Source organism: Pseudomonas sp. Irchel 3H3 (genome assembly GCF_900187635.1).
Classification (GTDB): domain Bacteria; phylum Pseudomonadota; class Gammaproteobacteria; order Pseudomonadales; family Pseudomonadaceae; genus Aquipseudomonas.
In genome coordinates this window covers 26617-43992 of sequence record NZ_FYEC01000023.1, presented here as the reverse complement: position 1 = coordinate 43992, position 17376 = coordinate 26617, and the positions used below count along the sequence as shown (strand labels likewise).

Below are 17376 nucleotides of genomic sequence, written 5' to 3'. Positions count from 1 at the left end.
TCCCTCAGATCAGCATACCCAGCGGGTTTTCCAGCAGGCCCTTGAACACGGCGAGCCACTGCGCCGCCAACGCGCCATCGACGGCGCGATGGTCTACCGAAAGGGTGCAGCGCAGGACCGCACCGACCTTCAGCTCACCGTTTTCAACCACCGGCTTTTGCTGCGCCGCACCCACCGCCAGAATTGCCGCCTGGGGTGGATTGATGATGGCGCTGAACTGCTCGACGCCGAACATCCCCAGGTTACTGATGGTGAAACTGCCGCCCTGGTATTCTTCGGGGCGCAGGCGTCCGTCGCGGGCGCGCCCAGCCAACTGCGCGACATCCGCGCTGATCTGCGAAAGGGCCTTGCTGTCGGCATTACGCACCACCGGCGTGATCAGGCCGCTGTCGGTGGATACCGCCACGCAGACATCCGCATGGTGGTAGCGGCGCAGCGCCGAATCGGTCCAGGTCACGTTCATCGCCGGGACTTGCTTGAGCGCGACAGCCACCGCCTTGACGATGAAGTCGTTGATCGAAATCTTCCTCGGGGCGCTCTGGTTGATTTGCTCACGCAAGGCCAGCAAGGACTCCATCCGGCATTCCAGCTCAAGATAGAAGTGCGGGACCGTGGCCTTGCTCTCCACCAGACGGCGGGCAATAGTCTTGCGCATGCTGCTGTGGGGGATTTCATCGAAATCGCTGGTCGATACCGGCGTTGGCGCAGGTATCGGCGCTGCAGCGACAACGGTCGCCGCTTCAACGTCGCGCTTGACGATACGCCCGTTCGGTCCGCTGCCCTCGAGGCGCGTCAGGTCAAGGCCCTTGGCCGCTGCGAGGCGGCGAGCCAGAGGGCTGGCGAAGACTCGCCCGGGGGTGGGCGCATCAATCAGCGGCGACACCTCAGCGCGGACCTGGCGCACAGGCGCCTCCTCCACCACCGGCTCATTGGCCGCCGCCAGCGCACCGGCCTTGGCCAACAGCGCAGCGATATCGACATCGGTTTCGCCGCGGGCAAACAGCACCCCGATCGGCGCACCTACTGCCACTTCGCGCCCCGGTTCGACCAGGATCTTGCCCAGCACCGCATCTTCTTCGGCCGCCAGTTCGACCAGGGCCTTTTCGGTTTCGATCTCGGCGATGCAATCACCGGCGTTAATCGCGTCGCCTTCCTTGAGGGTCCAGTTCTGGATCGCGGCGTGAGTCGTGTTGGCCGACACCTCGGGCATATGTAAGAGCTTGGCCATCAGACACTCCGCAGGCTTGACAGGTCGGGACGGTAGGCGGCGATGTCTGCGTATTCCACCAGCTCCAGCACGTTGCCTTCCGGGTCGCGGCAGAACAGCGCCTTGACGTCAGGACGCAACTGGATCGGCGCGTCGCCGGCAAAAAAACTCGCGCCGGCACTTTTCAGGCCGGCCACCAGGCTGGCGATGTCTTCGACAATGAACGTCAGGTAACTGGCATTCTGGCGGTCGAGGATCAAGCCGGGCTCCTGCCGGGTCGGTGCGCGCTCCGGCGCCAGCAGCTTGATCCGTTCGCCGTAGGGAGTCTGTAGCCGCACCACGCTGTAGCCGCCTTCGCTCAGGCCGACCTGTTGCGCGGCGGCCGCCGGCACTTGCACCTGGGCGACAAATGTAAAACCCAGCACGTCCTGGTAGAAACGACTGAGGGCCGGGAGATCGACGCAGCAAATCCCCACTTCCATTGGAACCAGCATCTGCATACTCATTGGTGTGCCCCTTTTTCACGGATGACCTGTTGCAGGCCTTCAATCACTTCCTCGGTGCGGGCACAAGCGGCGCGCTCCAGGACTTTGGAAATACTCGGCGAGCCTTCGCCGCCGGTCACGCGCTGGATCGGCTGGTCGAGCCAGTCGAAACAACGGCGCTGCAGTTCGTCTGCCAGCCAACCACCATAGGAAGTGCCCCGGGCGCCCTGCTCGACGATCAGCACATTGTTGGTCTTGCGAATACTGGCCTCGACGGTGGCCCAGTCGAAGCTGGCACGATCGAGGAAACGCAGGTCAATCACTTCGGCATCGATACCGGTCTGCTCCACCGCTTCCAGGGAGTGCCCGACCATGCTCAGGTAGGTGAGGATGGTCAGGTCGCGGCCTTCACGGCGCACGGCAGCGGTGCCGAATGGAATCTGATAGTCCAGATCATCCACCGGCACTTCGCCGCTATGGCTGTACAGGTCGACGTGCTCAATCACCAGCACTGGGTCCTTGCAGGCCAACGCGGCATTCATCAGGCCGATGTAGTCGAACGGCGTGGAAGCCGCAACGATGCGCCAGCCCGGATTGGTCACGTAGATCCCGGCCGGGTCCATGGAGTGCTGCGAGCCGTAGCCGGTGCCCATAGCGATCTTGGTACGCAGCACCAGCGGCACGTCACTCTGTCCACCGAACATGTGCCGGGCCTTGCCGATCTGATTGAACACCTGGTCGGCGGCAACCCACATGAAGTCGGGGTACATGAACTCCACTACCGGTTTGAATCGGCCGTCCAGGGCCATGCCGCCACCGAGCCCGCAGAAGGCGTTCTCGCTGATCGGGGTGCCGAGGACGCGCTGCGCAAAACGCTCTTTCAGGCCACGGGTGGCGCCGTTGGTACCGCCCTTGAGACGGTGCACGTCCTCACCCATGACCACAATGCTGTCATCGGTTTCCATGCGTCGGTTCATCACATCGGCGATCGCGTCGATGAACTTGCGTTGCTCAAGACCGCCGCGGTAGCTCGATTGCTCACAGGTGCGGGCGTCGGCCAGCTCACTGAGGTCGCCGCGAATACCGACGTCGCGAAAGTCTGGAGAAGGCCATAATTCGGGACGAATCCGCCGCTTGCCCGGTTTCCCGGCAGGGTCGGCCTCCAGCAGTGCAGCAGCGGCCTGGGCCATTGCCAGCTTGATGGTTTCGCGCAGGTCGGCGAGGCCGGCATCGTCAATCAACTGGCGCTTTTTCATCTCCCGGGCCAGGCGCTCCAGCGGATCGCGGGCGCGCCAGCTCTGCTCTTCTTCCTTGCTGCGATAGCCGAAGGCGCTGCCGGGGAACGGACCATTTTGATGGAAGAACCGGTACACATCGGCCTCGATGACCGTCGGACCATTGCCAGCACGCATGTGCGCCAGCGCCTGCTGCATGGCCAGGTAAACCGCCAGCGGGTCCATGCCATCGACCTTCCAGCTGGGGATATTGAAGCCCAGCCCACGTGCTGACAGGCGCGGTTCGGCCGTCGCTTCGTCAACCGTGGTGGAGACTGCGTACAGGTTGTTCTCGATAAAGAAACACAGCGGCAGTTTCCAGGCCGCCGCCAGGTTCATGGTCTCCAGCACCGAGCCGATATTGACCGCGCCGTCACCGAAATAGGTGACCGCCACGGTGTCGGTCTTGGCATGTCGATGGGCCCAGGCGGCACCGGCGGCCAGCGGTACGCCGCCGCCGACAATGGCGTTGGTACCCAAGGCACCCGCCTCGGCCCACTGCAGGTGCATCGAACCGCCACGGCCTTTGCAGAAGCCCTGGGCCAGGCCAAGGATTTCCGCCAGGGTGCGTTGCAGCAGGTCCTGGATCGGTGCGCTGACCGGCGCTTGCGGATCGATCCCCTCGGGCATCAAGTACACCAGCGCCTTGGCCAGGAACTGATGATGACCACGGTGCGAACCGTTGACTTCATCCGCAGCGCCCAGCGCCACGATCGAACCTACCGCCCCCCCTTCCTGACCGATACTCGAGTGCGCCGGACCATGCACCAGGCCTTCACCGGCCAACTCCAGCACGGTTTCTTCAAAGGCACGGATCAGGTGCAACTGACTGAGCATGGTGCCCAGCAACGCAGGGTCGGCCTGCTTCCAGTCGGCGTCGGTGGAACTGAGCTCGACCCATGGCGAGGCCGGTGACAAGGCAACACTTTTCGGCATTTCAATTCTCCACAAATAACGTCAATCGACCGGCCACGATGGGCCGGCACAACGAGGCCGGACTAGAAGCCGTTGGCGGTCCAACCGCCGTCCGACACGTAGATTTGCCCAGTGATGAAGGTTGCACTGCCAGACGCCAGGAACAGCGCCAGCTCAGCCATCTCGCCCGGCTCGCCGAGGCGTTGCAAAGGCGTGCGCTGGCGCAGCGCCTCGACGTCCAGGCGCCCGGCACGCTGCAGCTCTTCGACCAGCGGAGTGCGGGTATAGCCAGGACCAATGGCGTTCACGCGGATGCCATGCCGGGCCCACTCCACCGCCAGGCACTTGGTCATGGACACCACGGCGGCCTTGGTCGCGCAGTACGCGGTGCGATCCGCGGAATGGGACACGCCCCACATCGACGAGGTGTTGATGATCACCCCGCCCTGTTGGTCGATCATGTGCCGGGCCGCCGCCTGGGCGCAGAAGAACACGCTGTTGAAATTGATTTCGATCGCCCGCCGCCATTCGGTGGACGTGATTTCCAGGGACGGTTTGTTGATCGATACGCCCGCGTTGTTGAGCAACACATCGATACGCCCGAAACACCCCTTGGCGTGAGCGAAGGCAGCCTCGACCGCGACTTCGTCGGTGACCGAGGCCTGGAAACATTCCACCCGTGTCGCCGGGAAACCTTGCTGCAACGCGCTCTTGGCGTCCGCCATGGCCTGGGCGTTGATGTCGATCAACAGCAGATGTGCGCCGTTGCGGGCAAAACCTTCGGCCAGTGCCAGGCCGATACCACTACCGCCACCGGTCACTACCACGACTTTGCCGGCAATACCGGCGTAGGCGCTGTGTTGGAAAACGGCTGCAGCGGACTGTGGCTGTTCGGTAGTTATGGGAGAGTGATCTGGATGGGACATGAGGTTCTCACTTGTATTTTTTGTCTGGTCATACATCTATATTAACTTGTCAGACCAGTAGCCAGAAACTAACGTGCGGCCCTGGGTCTGTCAAAGGAATTTATTCAAAATTACCTCGCCGCAGCGATCAGAACAGCGCCAGGCTATAGCTGACAATCAGCCGGTTATCGTCCACTGACGGACCAAAATTGGAGCGCACCATGGCATTCCTCCAGCGCAACCCGAGGTTCTTCAAGGGCCCGCTCTGGATCACGTAGGACAGATCAAAATCGCGCTCCCACTCCTTGCCACCATTGCCCCCGGCCACCGCCACATTGTCGCCATTGACGTAGCGCACGAAAGCGCTCATGCCGGGCACACCCAGGGCCGCGAAGTTGTAGTCGTAGCGCAGTTGCCAGGCTTTCTCCTCGGCGGCGGCAAAATTGCGCACCTGGATATCGCTGGGCAGCACGGTGGTAGTAGGACTCAACCAGATGGTGCCATCCTCGCCATACATGCGTTGCCAAGCGGCCATCAGCGTATGCCCACCGACGCCGGCACTCAGGGCCGTGTAGAACGAACGGTTGTCGATCTGCCCCGCCTTGGCCTGGCCTTCCTCCTCGGAATCCAGCAAGCCGATGTTGGCGCCCAGCGTCCAGGCACCGACCGGTTGTTTGTGGGTGAACTGGATGTACCGCTGGCGGTAAATGTCCTCCAGTTGCGCGCCCCACAGGCCGACCATCGTCCGCTCCTGATTAAAACGGTATTCGCCGCCCAGGTAGTTGTAGCGATCGGAGGTGGCGAATGCGCGACCATCGATGAACAGGTCTTCACGGTCACTGGAGTTGCGCTGGGTGAACGAACGCATCTGCCCGGTGTTGAGGGTCAGGCCGGTGATTTCCCTGGAGGTCAGCATGGCGCCCTGGAAGGTCTGCGGCAGCAGGCGCGCATCGTTGTACTGGAGGATCGGCAGAGTCGGCAGCAGTTCGCCGACTTTCAGTTCGGTCTTCGACACCTTCAGTTTTACCGCCGCTCCCAGGCTGGAGAAGTCATCGGCCGAACCATTGCCGTCGGCGGGCAGCAACAGGCTGCCACCGCGCCCGCCGCCACTGTCGAGCTTGACGCCGAGGCGACCGATCAGATCGGCACCGACACCGACCGTGCCCTGGGTGTAGCCGGACTTGGCGTTGAGCAAGAAGCCCTGGGCCCACTCCTCGCTCTTGGCCTTGGCAGCGCCGCTGTCACGGAAGTCGCGGTTGAAGTAGAAGTTGCGCATTTGCACGGTGGCCGTAGCGTCTTCGATGAAACCTTGCTCCTGGGCCAAGGCCAAGCCCGGCAAAGTACTGAGCAATAGCAACGGTCGAACAGTGAAGTGTCTGGATAGGCTCATTGTTATTGTTATTCCTGGTGGATTGCAGATGCAGCGATCCCTGGCAGGCACAAGGGCCGCCACGGGATCAGCGTGAAAATGGCAGTCGGACCTGCCGGTTGAACGCGGTGGCGGCCTCAGACCGCCAGCCACTCCTTCATCAGGTTCGGGTCGGCGGTCAGTGCCTGGGGCGTGCCCTCGAAGACGATCCGCCCATGGCCCATCACGCACACGCGGCTGGAGACCTTGAGGGCGATGGTCAGCCTCTGCTCCACCAACAGGATCGATACCCCGCGCCGGTGAATGTCGCGAATGGCCTCGGCAACCACCGCGACAATCTTCGGCGCCAGGCCCTCGGTGGGTTCATCGATCAGCAGCACCTTGGGACAACCCAGCAGCGAACGGCACAGGGTGAGCATCTGCTGTTCGCCCCCTGACAGGTTGCCGGCGCCCGTGTTGCGCCGCTCGCGCAGCCGCGGGAAGTAGTCGAACATCTGCTCGACGGTCCACGCCGTGGCGCCGTCAGTAGGCGCCTGTTGGCCCATGCGCAGGTTTTCCTCAACGCTCAGATTGGCGAACACCTCGCGCTCTTCCGGGACAAAACCGATGCCGGCGCGACTGATCCGGTACGGGCGCAGCCCCGTCAGTTCCCGTCCCGCCAACTGGATGCTGCCGGCACTGGGCGGCACCAGGCCCATGACCGCTTTCATGGTGGTCGAACGCCCGGCGCCATTGCGTCCCAGCAGGCTCACTACTTCGTTGTGCGCGATGTTCAAGTCGACGCCATGCAACACATGGCTCTTGCCGTAGTGCACATGCAGGTCGCTGATCGACAGCAGGTTTTGCGAGGTCGGGTTCATGCGCATTGCTCCTCACCCAGATAGGCTTCCTGTACACGGCGGTTGGCGCGGATCTGGTCCGGTGTACCAGTGGCGATGACTTCGCCGTAGACCAGCACGCTGATGCGGTCACACAGGGAGAACACCACGTCCATGTCATGTTCGACGATCAGCAGTGAACGCCCCTGGGTCACCTCGCGAATCAGGTTCAGGGCGTAGTCGGTTTCTTCATGGGACATGCCCGCCATCGGCTCGTCGAGCAGGATCACCCGGGGGTCACAGGCCAGGGTCATGCCTATCTCCAGGGCGCGCTGTTCGGAGTAGGACAGTTCGGCCGCGCACACCGCCTGCTTATCCTGCAGCCGCACCTGTTCAAGCAGTTGCTCGGTCTGGGCGCGCACCTCGGGGTAACGCTGGATCGAACGCCAGAAGTGGTACTGCATCTGGTGTTTGCGCATCACCGCGATGCGCAGGTTTTCGAACACCGAAAGCCCGGGAAAAATGTTGGTGATCTGGAACGAGCGCGACAAGCCCAGATGATTGATCTGTTCTGGCGAATACCCCTGGATCGGCTCATCACCGAGCAGGATCTGTCCGCTGCTGGGCTGCAGTTGCCCGGAGATCAAATGGAACAGGGTCGATTTGCCCGCCCCGTTGGGCCCGATCACCGCGTGGCGTTCGCCGGCGCGCAGCTCAAGCTGCGCACCACGAATGATGTGGGCCTCGCCGAACGACTTGTGTACATCGCGTAATTGCAGGATCGCACTGCTCATAGCTGTTCTCCTTCGACCCGAGGGCTGAGGGCGGCGCCCGCGGCCGCCGGTTCATCGTCCAGCAGGCGCAGCCATTGCCGGCGGGCCAGCTTCAGCACCAGCAGCCCCACGCCACCCAACAGCAGCGGCATGCTCCAGGTCAGCGGCGCACCCGGCAGCCATTCGCGGCCGAACAGGCTGATTGCAGGCCAGGCCTGATCCGCCATCAGCAATGCCTGATAGTCCTGGCTGAACACCCGTTGCAACGTCTCGATCGCAAACACCACCGCCAGGCTCAACAACCCCGCGCTCAGCAACGACGCGAGTGCCGCCGGGATCATTGCCAGCCAGCCGCGTCGACGAATCTGCGCCGTCCAGCACAGCACCAGCCCGGCCAGGCCGCTGGGCATGAACATCATCACCAGGACGAACAGCAGCCCCTGATACAGCAACCAGGATTGCGTGAGGTCGGAGGCGGCATTGCCAAAGAAGGTCATCAACGCTGCGCCGAGTACCGGGCCGAGGAACACGTTGACGCCACCGATGTAGGTGTTGAGTACCACCTCGGCAGAAAACCGCATGTCGAACAGCACGTAGTTGGCCGACTCCAGGTTCAGTGCCTGCAAGCCCCCGGCAATCCCGGCGAACATCGCCGACAAGGCGAACACCAACACCCGCAGCCGATGCACGTTGTAGCCCAGGAACTGCAACCGATGGCCGTTCTCGCGCAGGGCAAAGGTCAAGCGTCCCATAGGGGTCAGCGTGAAGGCGTAGAGCAAGGCGATCGACAGCACTACCCAGCCCAGCGTCAGGTAGTACACCTGGCTGGCATCAGCGAAATCCAGTCCCCAGGCCGCCGTGCGCATCGACGAAATACCGGCCTCGCCGCCGAACAGCGTACTCAGGTGCGGGGCCAGGGAATGCAGCAACTCGGCCAGTGCCAGGGTGATCATGGAGAAATACACCCCGGCCCGCTTCGTCGCGAACCAGCCGGCGCACAGGCCACAGACAAAGCCGCCCATGGCCCCGATCAACGGCAGCAACGGCGTTGGCAGCAGGCCTTCGCCATTGAGCGCGTTCATCGCGTGCAACGTGGCGAACGAACCCACGCCGAAATAGGCCGCGTGGCCAAAAGAGAGCATGCCGCCCTGCCCGCACAACAGGTTAAAGGCGCAGGCAAACAAGGCTGCGATGAGCATCTGGATGGCCGCATTGACCATCGCCGCCGGCAGGATGGCGGGCAGCACCAGCAAAGCCAGCAGCAACACCGCCAGGAGGATTTTCGTCAGTTTCATGGTTTATCCCTTCTCGCCCATCAACCCGGACGGCCGGATCAGCAAAATCAGCAGCATCAGCGCAAACGGAATGGTTGCAGCCACGCTGGACACCTTGAGGGTCATCAGCCCGCCCATCTGCAGCGCCCAGTCGCCCGCCCCGAACAAGCCCAAGAGCGACGCGAGGCTTAGATCCACACCGACTGCAAAAGAAGAAATCAGCCCGATCAGCAACGACGCGATCATTGCCCCGGCCATCGAACCCAGGCCACCAACCACCACCACGACAAAGACAATCACCCCCAGCTCCAGGGCCATGTTCGGATTGGTGGTGTAGAACGCTCCCGCCAGTGCTCCGGCCAGGCCGGCCAGCGCCGCGCCAATGCCGAACACCGCCATGAACACCAGCGGCACGTTGTGCCCCAGCGCCTCGGCCATTTGCGGGCGATGGATTGCCGCCCGCACGACGATGCCGACGCGCGTGCGGGTCAACAGCAGATAGATCAGGCCAAACACCAACAGCGACACTCCCCCCATCAACAAGCGATAGAACGGGTAGTCCGTACTGAATACCTGGAAGGCAGCAAAGTTGAGGAACTCCGGCACCCGGTACTCGACGGAAAAGTTGCCGTAGAACAACTTGATCAGCTCGGCAATGATGAACGTCAGGCCAAAGGTCAGCAGCAGCTCGTGAGCGTGACCGTGCTTGTGCACCCGGCGCAGGAAAAACCGCTCGACGATCACCCCGAGCAGGCCCACCAGCACCGTCGAGAGCAGCACCGCAGCAGTGAAGCCGACAAACTTCTGCAGGGTGTAGGCCAGGTAGGCGCCCACCATATAAAAGGAGGCATGGGCGAAGTTGAGCACGCCCATCATGCCGAAGATCAAGGTCAGGCCGGCCGAGACCATGAACAGCAGCAGGCCGTAGATCACGCCGTTAAGCAGTGAGACTGTGAGGAATTCCATAGGCGACTCCAGCGCTCGCGATGGACAGGAAGACGTGCCGAGCTGGCACGCCACGCAGGTCATTCGGGTCGTTGCATCCGGCAGGCATCCTGGACAGGCGCGGCGGCCTGATCGGCGCTGAACGACTTGATCGGCACAAAGCCCATGTCGGTGCCGTCCACTTTGTAGGGAGCCTCCTTCGACACCACCGACACCACGAACGGCATCAGCAGTTGGTGATCCTCGGCGCGCATGCGCACATCACCCAGCGGATTGCTGTCGCTGGCTTTTTCCAGGGCCAGGGCGAAGCTGCGGGTATTGAGACGCCCGTCTTCGGCCGGCAGTTTTTTCAGCACGTTGCCGACCATCTGCAAGGCGAATACGGTTTGCGGTTCGATATAGGCAGGCAGGTGACCGGTCTTGGCCTGGTACTCGCTGGCAAAGGTCTTGCCCGCTTCGCCCGCGGCCTCGATGTTGAAGGGATGGGAAACATAGTGGCCCAGCGCGACGTCGCCGGCGTTGGCCAGGTTGCCCGGCTGATCGAGAAAGGCGGTGCCGAAGCGTAGTTTCAGGCCAGCGGCGCGACTGGCTTTCATCAGCAGCAACAGGTCGTTGCCCCAGTTGCCCGTCAGCACGGTTTCAGCGCCAGAGGCCTGGATGCGAGCGATGTAGGGAGAGAAATCCTGGACTTTCTGGGTGTCGTGCAGGCTCTTGCCCACCAACTGATAACCGCCAGCCGCGGCGTTTTCAGTGATGGCTTGCTCCATGTCCAGGCCCCAGCTGTAGTTCTGGTTCATGGAATAGACTTTGCTGCCCAGGGTGCCCGCCTCTTTCATCGCCGCGACCAGGGTCTTGACCCGGATCGGCGCATTGCCGTTGAAGCGGAAGTGATAGAAGTGGCATTTGCTGCCGGTCAGCTCGAGCGCTTCTCCGCCGACGTTGAGGAACACCACTTCCTTGCCCTTGTTACGCAGGTTGTATTTGCGCACGTCTTCAGTGATCTGCCCGGCGGCCACCGACGAGGCACCTTGAACGATCATTTGGGCGCCACTGCCAATGGCGGCCTTGAGTTTCTCGGAAGCGCCCGCCGGGGTACCCTGGCTGTCGAACTCCAGGAGCTGGATCGGTTCGCCGTTCCAGCCACCTTCGGCATTCAAGCGTTCGATCTGAAAACGCGTGGCAGCGCGGAACATTTGCCCAGTGGCAGCCGACGGCCCCGACAGGGTCTCCACCAACGCCACTTTCAGAGGATCGGCGCAGGCGATACCGGCGAACAGGGTCGTGCCGAGGGTGAGCAGACGCAGCGTGGTCTTGGTGTGCATGGAAACCTCGTTTTTTATTGTTATTTACAGTCTGGTAGAACATTAGCCACAGCTTGTCTGACCAGTTGGCGAAAACTACGTCAACCATGCCCCGAAGTCAAAGCACCCAAGCCAAAAATTACCCATTTATTTTTTATCGATTTACTTGAAGGCCTTGAAAACAGCCGGCCTAACCCGAGATTATTTTTTTCAAACACTTGTAAGACCACAACTCAATCCTTCACTATCGCAGCTCATCACTTCGATACCTGTACCCGTGCTGCCTCTCGGCAGAGGACTGAACAATGAAAAGCGACAACGTGCCCCCCTACCAGCCCCTGCCCATGGAGATCGTTCACTGGCTCAGTGGCGAAATCCAGTCCGGACGACTGGCTACCGGTGATCAACTGCCCAGCGAACGGCAACTGTGCGAACAGTTTTCGGTCAGCCGAGCGGTGGTGCGTGAGGCCTTGTCGCAACTCAAGTTCGAGGAGTTGATCACTACCCAGCAGGGCAAGGGCGCCTTCGTCGCCAAGCGCGGCGAGCGCCATGCGTTTCGCTTGAAAGAGGTCTCGCTCGGTGAAGAAGACGCACTGCTGCACATCCTCGAATTCCTGATCACCATTGAAGTCGGCGCCACGCGCCTGGCGGCCTTGCGTCATACCCCCGAAGACTTGAAAAAGATCCGCCAGGCCCTGGTCGGCATGGAATACGCCATGGTCAACGACCAACTCGGCGACGAAGAGGACTATGCGTTCCACCAGGCGATTGTCGCGGCCACGCACAACCCGCATTTCAAGTCGCTCAACGAGTACCTCGACCACAGTGTCCGCAGGCTGATTCGCGAGGCCCGCAGCAACACCGCGGAAATCTACAATGAGCTGATCCAGGACGTGCAGGACGAACACCAGGCCATCTTCCAGGCCATCCAGGCGCGCGATCCAGTGCTGGCCGGTGAAGCTGCCGAGCGTCATCTGCGCAATGCCGCCAAGCGCATGAACATGTACCTGCAGGCCTGATCCCCCTGCAGCACCTTGACACCGAAAAGCCAAGCCTTCTACCATCCTGTCAGACAACAATAAAATATGTCAGACAGGTTAATACTCATGACTCCCATCAGAGCGCTGTTGCAAGGACTGGCTTCACTGGCCCATCTGCCTTCCAACAGACCCGCTGCACCTGCCCAGCCTCCTCCATTGCTGTTTGCGCTTGATGCCTTTTTCGGCCCTGCCCCGCTTGAAAGCGACGCCAGCGCCCGTCCCCAACCCTACCGTTGAGATTTCCCATGCACATCAGTGGCCAGACACAACTGATCGGCATCGTTGCCGATCCGATCGCCCACGTAAAAACCCCGCAAGTGATCAACCACAGCGCCGCCAACCAGGGCCTGGACCTGGCCTGCGTGCCCCTGCATGTACGTGGCACGAATTTGCAAAAAGTGCTGCTCGGGGTATCCGGCATCGCCAATCTGCGCGGCCTGGTCGTGACCATCCCGTACAAGGAAAGCATCGTTGAGTACTGCGACGAATTGACCGACACCGCGCGCCAGGTCGGCTCGGTCAATGTCGTACGGATCGACTCCGAGAGCGGTCGCCTGATCGGCGGCAACTTCGATGGCGAGGGCATGCTCGCCGGGCTGCATCAGCAGGGTCACCGACTGGAAGGCAAGCGGGTGCTGCTGGTGGGCGCCGGCGGTGCCGGCAAATCGATTGCCTGGGCGATTGCCCAACAACAACCGGCCCGACTGGCAATTTACAACCGCTCCCCGGCACGTGCCGAAGCCTTGCTCGAACGCCTCAGAGCGCAGTTCCCCCAGGTCGACCTGAGCAGCAGCGACGGCAATGCGCAGAACTTCGACGTGATCATCAACGCGACCGCTCTGGGCCTCAAGGACGACGACGCCCTGCCCCTGGATCCCGCCACCCTACGAGCCGATGCCCTGGTCTGCGAAGCCGTGATGCGCACCGGCGATACCGCCCTGCTGGCAGCGGCACGCGAGCGCGGCTGCCGCGTGCACCACGGGCAACACATGATTTACGGCCAGATAGTGCAGATCTGCCGCTTTCTCGGTGTTGACCTGCAACATGAACACCTGGCCCGCATTCTCGGCCCATGAGCCCTGGCATTCTTCCGGAGACCCCGACCATGTACGACTTCAACAACCGCGTCCTCCTGCTGACAGGCGCCAACGGTGGCATTGGCCGTGAAGTGGCGAAACTGTTCTATCAATACGGCGCCTCGATGGTTCTCACCGACCTGGACGGCGACGGCCTCGCGGCATTCGCCCAGCAACTTGACCCCAGCGGCGAGCGCGTCGTCACCCTGCGGATGAATGCCGCCGACCCTGACGACTCGAGCAAGGCCGTGCAACTGGCCGTCGAACGCTTCGCCGGCATCGACTTCCTGGTGCCATCGGCCGGCCTGTACCAGTCGCAGCCGATTCGAGAAATGACCGATGAGCAATGGCGCCAGACCCTGGGCATCAACCTCGACGGCGTATTTTACCTGTGCCGCCGGGCGATCCCGGCACTGCGCAGCAACAGCGCAATCGTCAACCTGACCTCCGTGGCCGCACACCGTGGCGCGTTTTCCAACGCCCACTACGGCACTTCCAAGGGCGGCCTGCTGAGCCTGACCCGTGCCCTGGCCCGCGAGCTGGGCCCGGAGACCCGGGTCAACGCCGTATCCCCCGGCATCATCGAAACCCCAATGACCCAGGACCTGATCGCTAACCGCGGCAGCGACTCGGTAGAACAGACCCCGCTCAGACGCCTGGGTCAACCCAGCGAGATCGCCTCGGTGATCGCATTTTTGTGCAGCAACGGGTCAAGCTTCATGACGGGTGAGGTGCTGCATGTGAATGGCGGGTTGTATATTGCGGGATGAGGTAGACCGTAATAGTCCAGGTTTACTGCCAGTCAGTAAGCCTGGAGTTTCACAGCGACTCCACGCCCACTTCGTCCCAGATGGACTCGGCCAGATGGAAGCTCGCATTGGCAGCAGGAATGCCACAGTAGATAGCACTCTGCATCAAGACTTCCTTGATCTCATCACGGGTCACGCCATTGTTCTTCGCCGCACGTAGATGCAGGCGTAACTCACCTTCGCGATTCATCCCGATCAGCATGGCAATGGTGATCAGGCTGCGGGTATGGCGCGGCAGGCCGGGACGGGTCCAGATGTCGCCCCAGGCATGTCGAGTGATCATTTCCTGGAACTGCGCATTGAAGGGCGTCAGCTGTTCCAGGCTGCGATCAACATGGGCATCGCCCAGCACCTCGCGGCGCACTTGCATGCCGGCTTCGTAACGTTGCTTTTCGTCCATTTCACAATCCTCTTGCCAAGCGTTCAAAGGGTAAAAGCCTGATGATCGGCAACCGCGCGCTCGACCCAGCACTGCGCTTGCCCCAGGTAATGGGAGGGGTCGAGCAGCCGCTCCAGTTCATCCGCGGACAGCTGCGCGCTGACTTGCGGTTCGCTGTCGAGTACTTCACGTAAATGCACGCCGTGCTCTACGGCGCGGCGACAGCATTGCTCTATCAGGTGGTGGGCAGCATCGCGACCGATGCGCTGGGCAAGAGCGATACTGACGGCCTCTGCCAGCACCAGCCCCTGGCTCAGCTGCAAGTTGTGCAGCATGCGCTCGGCATCGACTTCCAGCCAGGGAACCACCTGCAACGCCTGTTGCAATGAGCCGGATACCAGGCAGCACAATTGCGGCAAGGTTTCCCATTCGGCATGCCAGAGCCCGAGGCTACGTTCATGTTCTTGTGGCATGGCGGCAAACATGGTCGACACCAGTCCCGGCGCACGGGTCGCCGCACCGATCATCACCGCTGCGCCAACCGGATTGCGCTTGTGCGGCATGGTCGAAGAACCACCCTTGCCCGGCGCAGTGGGTTCGAACACTTCCCCCACTTCGGTCTGCATCAGCAGGCTCAGATCCCGGCCGACCTTGCCCAGACTGCCGGCGATCATTCCCAGCAGGCTGGCAAATTCCACCAGGCGATCACGCTGGGTGTGCCAGGGCTGCTCGGGCAGGTTCAATTTCAGTTCAGTGGCCAGGGCTTGCGCCACAACAAAGGCTTGATCACCTAGCGCCGCCAAGCTGCCGGAGGCACCGCCAAACTGCAGGCAGAGCAAACGCGGCTTGATTTCAACCAGGCGTTGGCGATGACGGGTGATGGCGCCCAGCCAGCCAGCGATCTTCATACCGAGGGTCACCGGCGTTGCCTGTTGCAACCACGTACGTCCGACCATCGGCGTGCCCGCATAACGCAGCGCCTGCTGCGCAAGCACATCGGCCAGTTGCGCCATATCGCCTTCCAACAACTCGATGGCTGCACGCAATTGCAACACCAGGCCGCTGTCCATCGCGTCCTGGCTGGTCGCGCCCAGGTGTACGTAACGTTCAGCCGCCGGATTTTGCCCAGCCACCTCCTTGCCCAGCGCCTTGACCAAGGGAATCGCCGAGTTGCCCGCGCTGCCAATGGCAATGGCCAACGCATCGAAATCGTAGCGTTCGGCGCGACAGGCCGCGACGATATCCGCCACCACTTCGGGGGGAATGAGCTTGATGCCGGCTTCGGCGCAGGCCAGGGCGGCTTCGAAATCCAGCATGCCCTGCACCCGGCCCCGGTCGGAAAAAATCTCGCGCATGGCCGACTGTGTGAAATAGCTATCGAAGAGTTGATTGGTGGGTCTGTTCACGCCATTACTCCAGAATTCAGAAATCAGTCAGGTCATCTCAGGTGGCGTCCGCATGGCTCACCAGCCCCTTGATCACGACCGCAACGGTGGCCAATGCCGCGGGCACCACCAAGGCGCTCAGCACCTGCTCGAAGTTCCACCCCAGCCCCAGTAATGTCGCCCCAGTCCAAGCACCGAGGATTGCCCCAAAACGGCCAATGCCGAGCATCCACGACACACCCGTGGCGCGCCCCTGGGTCGGATAAAAACGCGCCGCCAGCGATGGCATCGCCGATTGTGCGCCGTTGATGCACATACCCGCCAACAGCACCAGGGTCGCAAGCAAGGTGACATTGCCCAGGCTCTGCCCGACCAGCCAGACAAAGACGCCAGCCAACAGGTAGGTGATGCCGATGACCTTGTGCGGATTGAACTTGTCCATCGCCCAGCCCACACCCACTGCACTGAGCACGCCACCGAACTGGAACAATGCACCGATGAACGCCGACTGCTCCATGCTCGCGCCGCTGTCACGCATCAGGGTTGGCAGCCAACTGGTCAACAGGTAAACGATCACCAACCCCATGAAGTAGGTGAGCCAGAGCAACAAGGTGCCGACGCTGTAAGTACCGGAGAAAATCACTTTCAGCACATTGCGGCTTTGCACCACGCCCTGCTCCGGCACGCTGAAGCCCGCCGCCGAGGCGACCTCCTGCGGGGCGATCGGTGCCAGAACCTGGCGAATCCGCTTTACGCTTTGATTACGCACCACCAGAAAGCGCGCCGACTCCGGTAGCCAGAGCAACAGCACCACGGACAACACCAATGGCAAGATCCCGCCGAGCATCAACAGGCTGTGCCAGCCCAGCAACGGAATCATCTTCGCCGAGACGAATCCGCCACACGCCATTCCCAGGTTGAAACCGCAGAACATGCTGGTCACCAGCAGTGACTTGAGTCGATCCGGGGTGTATTCGGACAGCAACGTGGTGGCGTTGGGCATCGCTGCGCCCAACCCCAGGCCGGTCAGCAGACGCAAAGCCAGCAACTGCTCGACGTTGTTGCTGTAGGCCGAGAGCAAGCTGAACAAGCCGAACAGAAACACCGAGACCACCAGCACCACTTTGCGCCCGAAACGGTCCGCCAGTGGCCCGGAACCCAGGGCGCCGAAGACCATGCCAATCAATGCCGCACTCATCACCGGCCCCAGGCTGGCGCGATCGATGCCCCAGTCCTGGCTCAGCGCCGGTGCGATAAAGCCCATGGCGGCCGTGTCCAGACCATCCAGGAACACGATCAGAAAGCACAGCAAGACGATCCGCCATTGGTAGGTGGAGAGTGCCTTGGTGTTGATCAACGCCTCGACATCGAGCGTGCCGGCCACCGGCGCAGGTACGGAGACAGTCATGCAAAATTTCCTT

General features: G+C 61.9%; 16 protein-coding genes. 3 read left to right on the top strand and 13 right to left on the bottom strand.

The window, feature by feature from the left end; genetic code table 11:
* Positions 1–4 precede the first annotated feature (4 nt).
* From CKW24_RS21245 to CKW24_RS21200, 10 genes are all read right to left on the bottom strand, one after another.
* Positions 5–1228, bottom strand: a complete 1224-nt coding sequence (locus tag CKW24_RS21245) for a pyruvate dehydrogenase complex dihydrolipoamide acetyltransferase (RefSeq protein ID WP_095170132.1) — start codon at positions 1226–1228, stop codon at positions 5–7.
* A complete protein-coding gene (locus CKW24_RS21240; protein ID WP_095170131.1) occupies positions 1228–1713 on the bottom strand; it encodes a VOC family protein in 486 nt (161 codons plus the stop codon). The genes CKW24_RS21245 and CKW24_RS21240 overlap by 1 nt, the downstream gene beginning before the upstream one ends.
* The gene (locus tag CKW24_RS21235; protein ID WP_095170130.1) at positions 1710–3902 is read right to left on the bottom strand and encodes a thiamine pyrophosphate-dependent enzyme; all 2193 of its coding nucleotides are present in this window, start codon (positions 3900–3902) and stop codon (positions 1710–1712) included. Before CKW24_RS21235 ends, CKW24_RS21240 begins: the two co-directional genes overlap by 4 nt.
* A gap of 62 nt (positions 3903–3964) precedes the next feature.
* Positions 3965–4807: an SDR family NAD(P)-dependent oxidoreductase gene (locus tag CKW24_RS21230; RefSeq protein WP_095170129.1), complete on the bottom strand. Its 843-nt coding sequence runs from the start codon at positions 4805–4807 to the stop codon at positions 3965–3967.
* A gap of 127 nt (positions 4808–4934) precedes the next feature.
* Positions 4935–6176 (bottom strand): OprD family porin, encoded by a 1242-nt coding sequence (locus tag CKW24_RS21225; RefSeq protein ID WP_095170128.1) that lies wholly within the window; start codon positions 6174–6176, stop codon positions 4935–4937.
* Positions 6177–6292: 116 nt separating this feature from the next.
* Positions 6293–7015 (bottom strand): ABC transporter ATP-binding protein, encoded by a 723-nt coding sequence (locus CKW24_RS21220; RefSeq protein WP_095170127.1) that lies wholly within the window; start codon positions 7013–7015, stop codon positions 6293–6295.
* Positions 7012–7767: an ABC transporter ATP-binding protein gene (locus tag CKW24_RS21215; RefSeq protein WP_095170126.1), complete on the bottom strand. Its 756-nt coding sequence runs from the start codon at positions 7765–7767 to the stop codon at positions 7012–7014. Before CKW24_RS21215 ends, CKW24_RS21220 begins: the two co-directional genes overlap by 4 nt.
* The gene (locus tag CKW24_RS21210; RefSeq protein ID WP_095170125.1) at positions 7764–9041 is read right to left on the bottom strand and encodes a branched-chain amino acid ABC transporter permease; all 1278 of its coding nucleotides are present in this window, start codon (positions 9039–9041) and stop codon (positions 7764–7766) included. The genes CKW24_RS21215 and CKW24_RS21210 overlap by 4 nt, the downstream gene beginning before the upstream one ends.
* A gap of 3 nt (positions 9042–9044) precedes the next feature.
* Positions 9045–9986, bottom strand: coding sequence for a branched-chain amino acid ABC transporter permease (locus CKW24_RS21205; protein ID WP_095170124.1), 942 nt, complete (start codon positions 9984–9986; stop codon positions 9045–9047).
* Between the two features lie 59 nt (positions 9987–10045).
* Positions 10046–11287: a branched-chain amino acid ABC transporter substrate-binding protein gene (locus tag CKW24_RS21200; RefSeq protein WP_095170123.1), complete on the bottom strand. Its 1242-nt coding sequence runs from the start codon at positions 11285–11287 to the stop codon at positions 10046–10048.
* 284 nt (positions 11288–11571) lie between these two features.
* On the opposite strand from CKW24_RS21200, the gene CKW24_RS21195 reads away from it, so the two are divergent.
* The 3 genes from CKW24_RS21195 to CKW24_RS21185 all read left to right on the top strand — a co-directional run bounded on the left by CKW24_RS21195 (position 11572) and on the right by CKW24_RS21185 (position 14152).
* The gene (locus CKW24_RS21195; RefSeq protein ID WP_095170122.1) at positions 11572–12285 is read left to right on the top strand and encodes a FadR/GntR family transcriptional regulator; all 714 of its coding nucleotides are present in this window, start codon (positions 11572–11574) and stop codon (positions 12283–12285) included.
* A gap of 266 nt (positions 12286–12551) precedes the next feature.
* Positions 12552–13382, top strand: a complete 831-nt coding sequence (locus tag CKW24_RS21190) for a shikimate dehydrogenase (protein WP_095170121.1) — start codon at positions 12552–12554, stop codon at positions 13380–13382.
* A 29-nt stretch (positions 13383–13411) separates the two neighbouring features.
* Entirely contained in the window at positions 13412–14152 is a 741-nt protein-coding gene (locus tag CKW24_RS21185) for an SDR family NAD(P)-dependent oxidoreductase (RefSeq protein WP_095170120.1), read from the top strand.
* A gap of 49 nt (positions 14153–14201) precedes the next feature.
* Here the strand turns inward: CKW24_RS21185 and pcaC are convergent, their stop codons facing one another.
* From pcaC to CKW24_RS21170, 3 genes are read right to left on the bottom strand one after another with little or no spacing between them, the layout of a single operon-like run.
* Positions 14202–14591: a 4-carboxymuconolactone decarboxylase gene (gene pcaC / locus CKW24_RS21180; protein WP_095170119.1), complete on the bottom strand. Its 390-nt coding sequence runs from the start codon at positions 14589–14591 to the stop codon at positions 14202–14204.
* A 23-nt stretch (positions 14592–14614) separates the two neighbouring features.
* Complete coding sequence (locus CKW24_RS21175) at positions 14615–15976, bottom strand: 3-carboxy-cis,cis-muconate cycloisomerase (RefSeq protein ID WP_095170118.1); 1362 nt, start codon at positions 15974–15976, stop codon at positions 14615–14617.
* A 37-nt stretch (positions 15977–16013) separates the two neighbouring features.
* Positions 16014–17363, bottom strand: coding sequence for an MFS transporter (locus CKW24_RS21170; RefSeq protein WP_095170117.1), 1350 nt, complete (start codon positions 17361–17363; stop codon positions 16014–16016).
* Positions 17364–17376 lie beyond the last annotated feature (13 nt).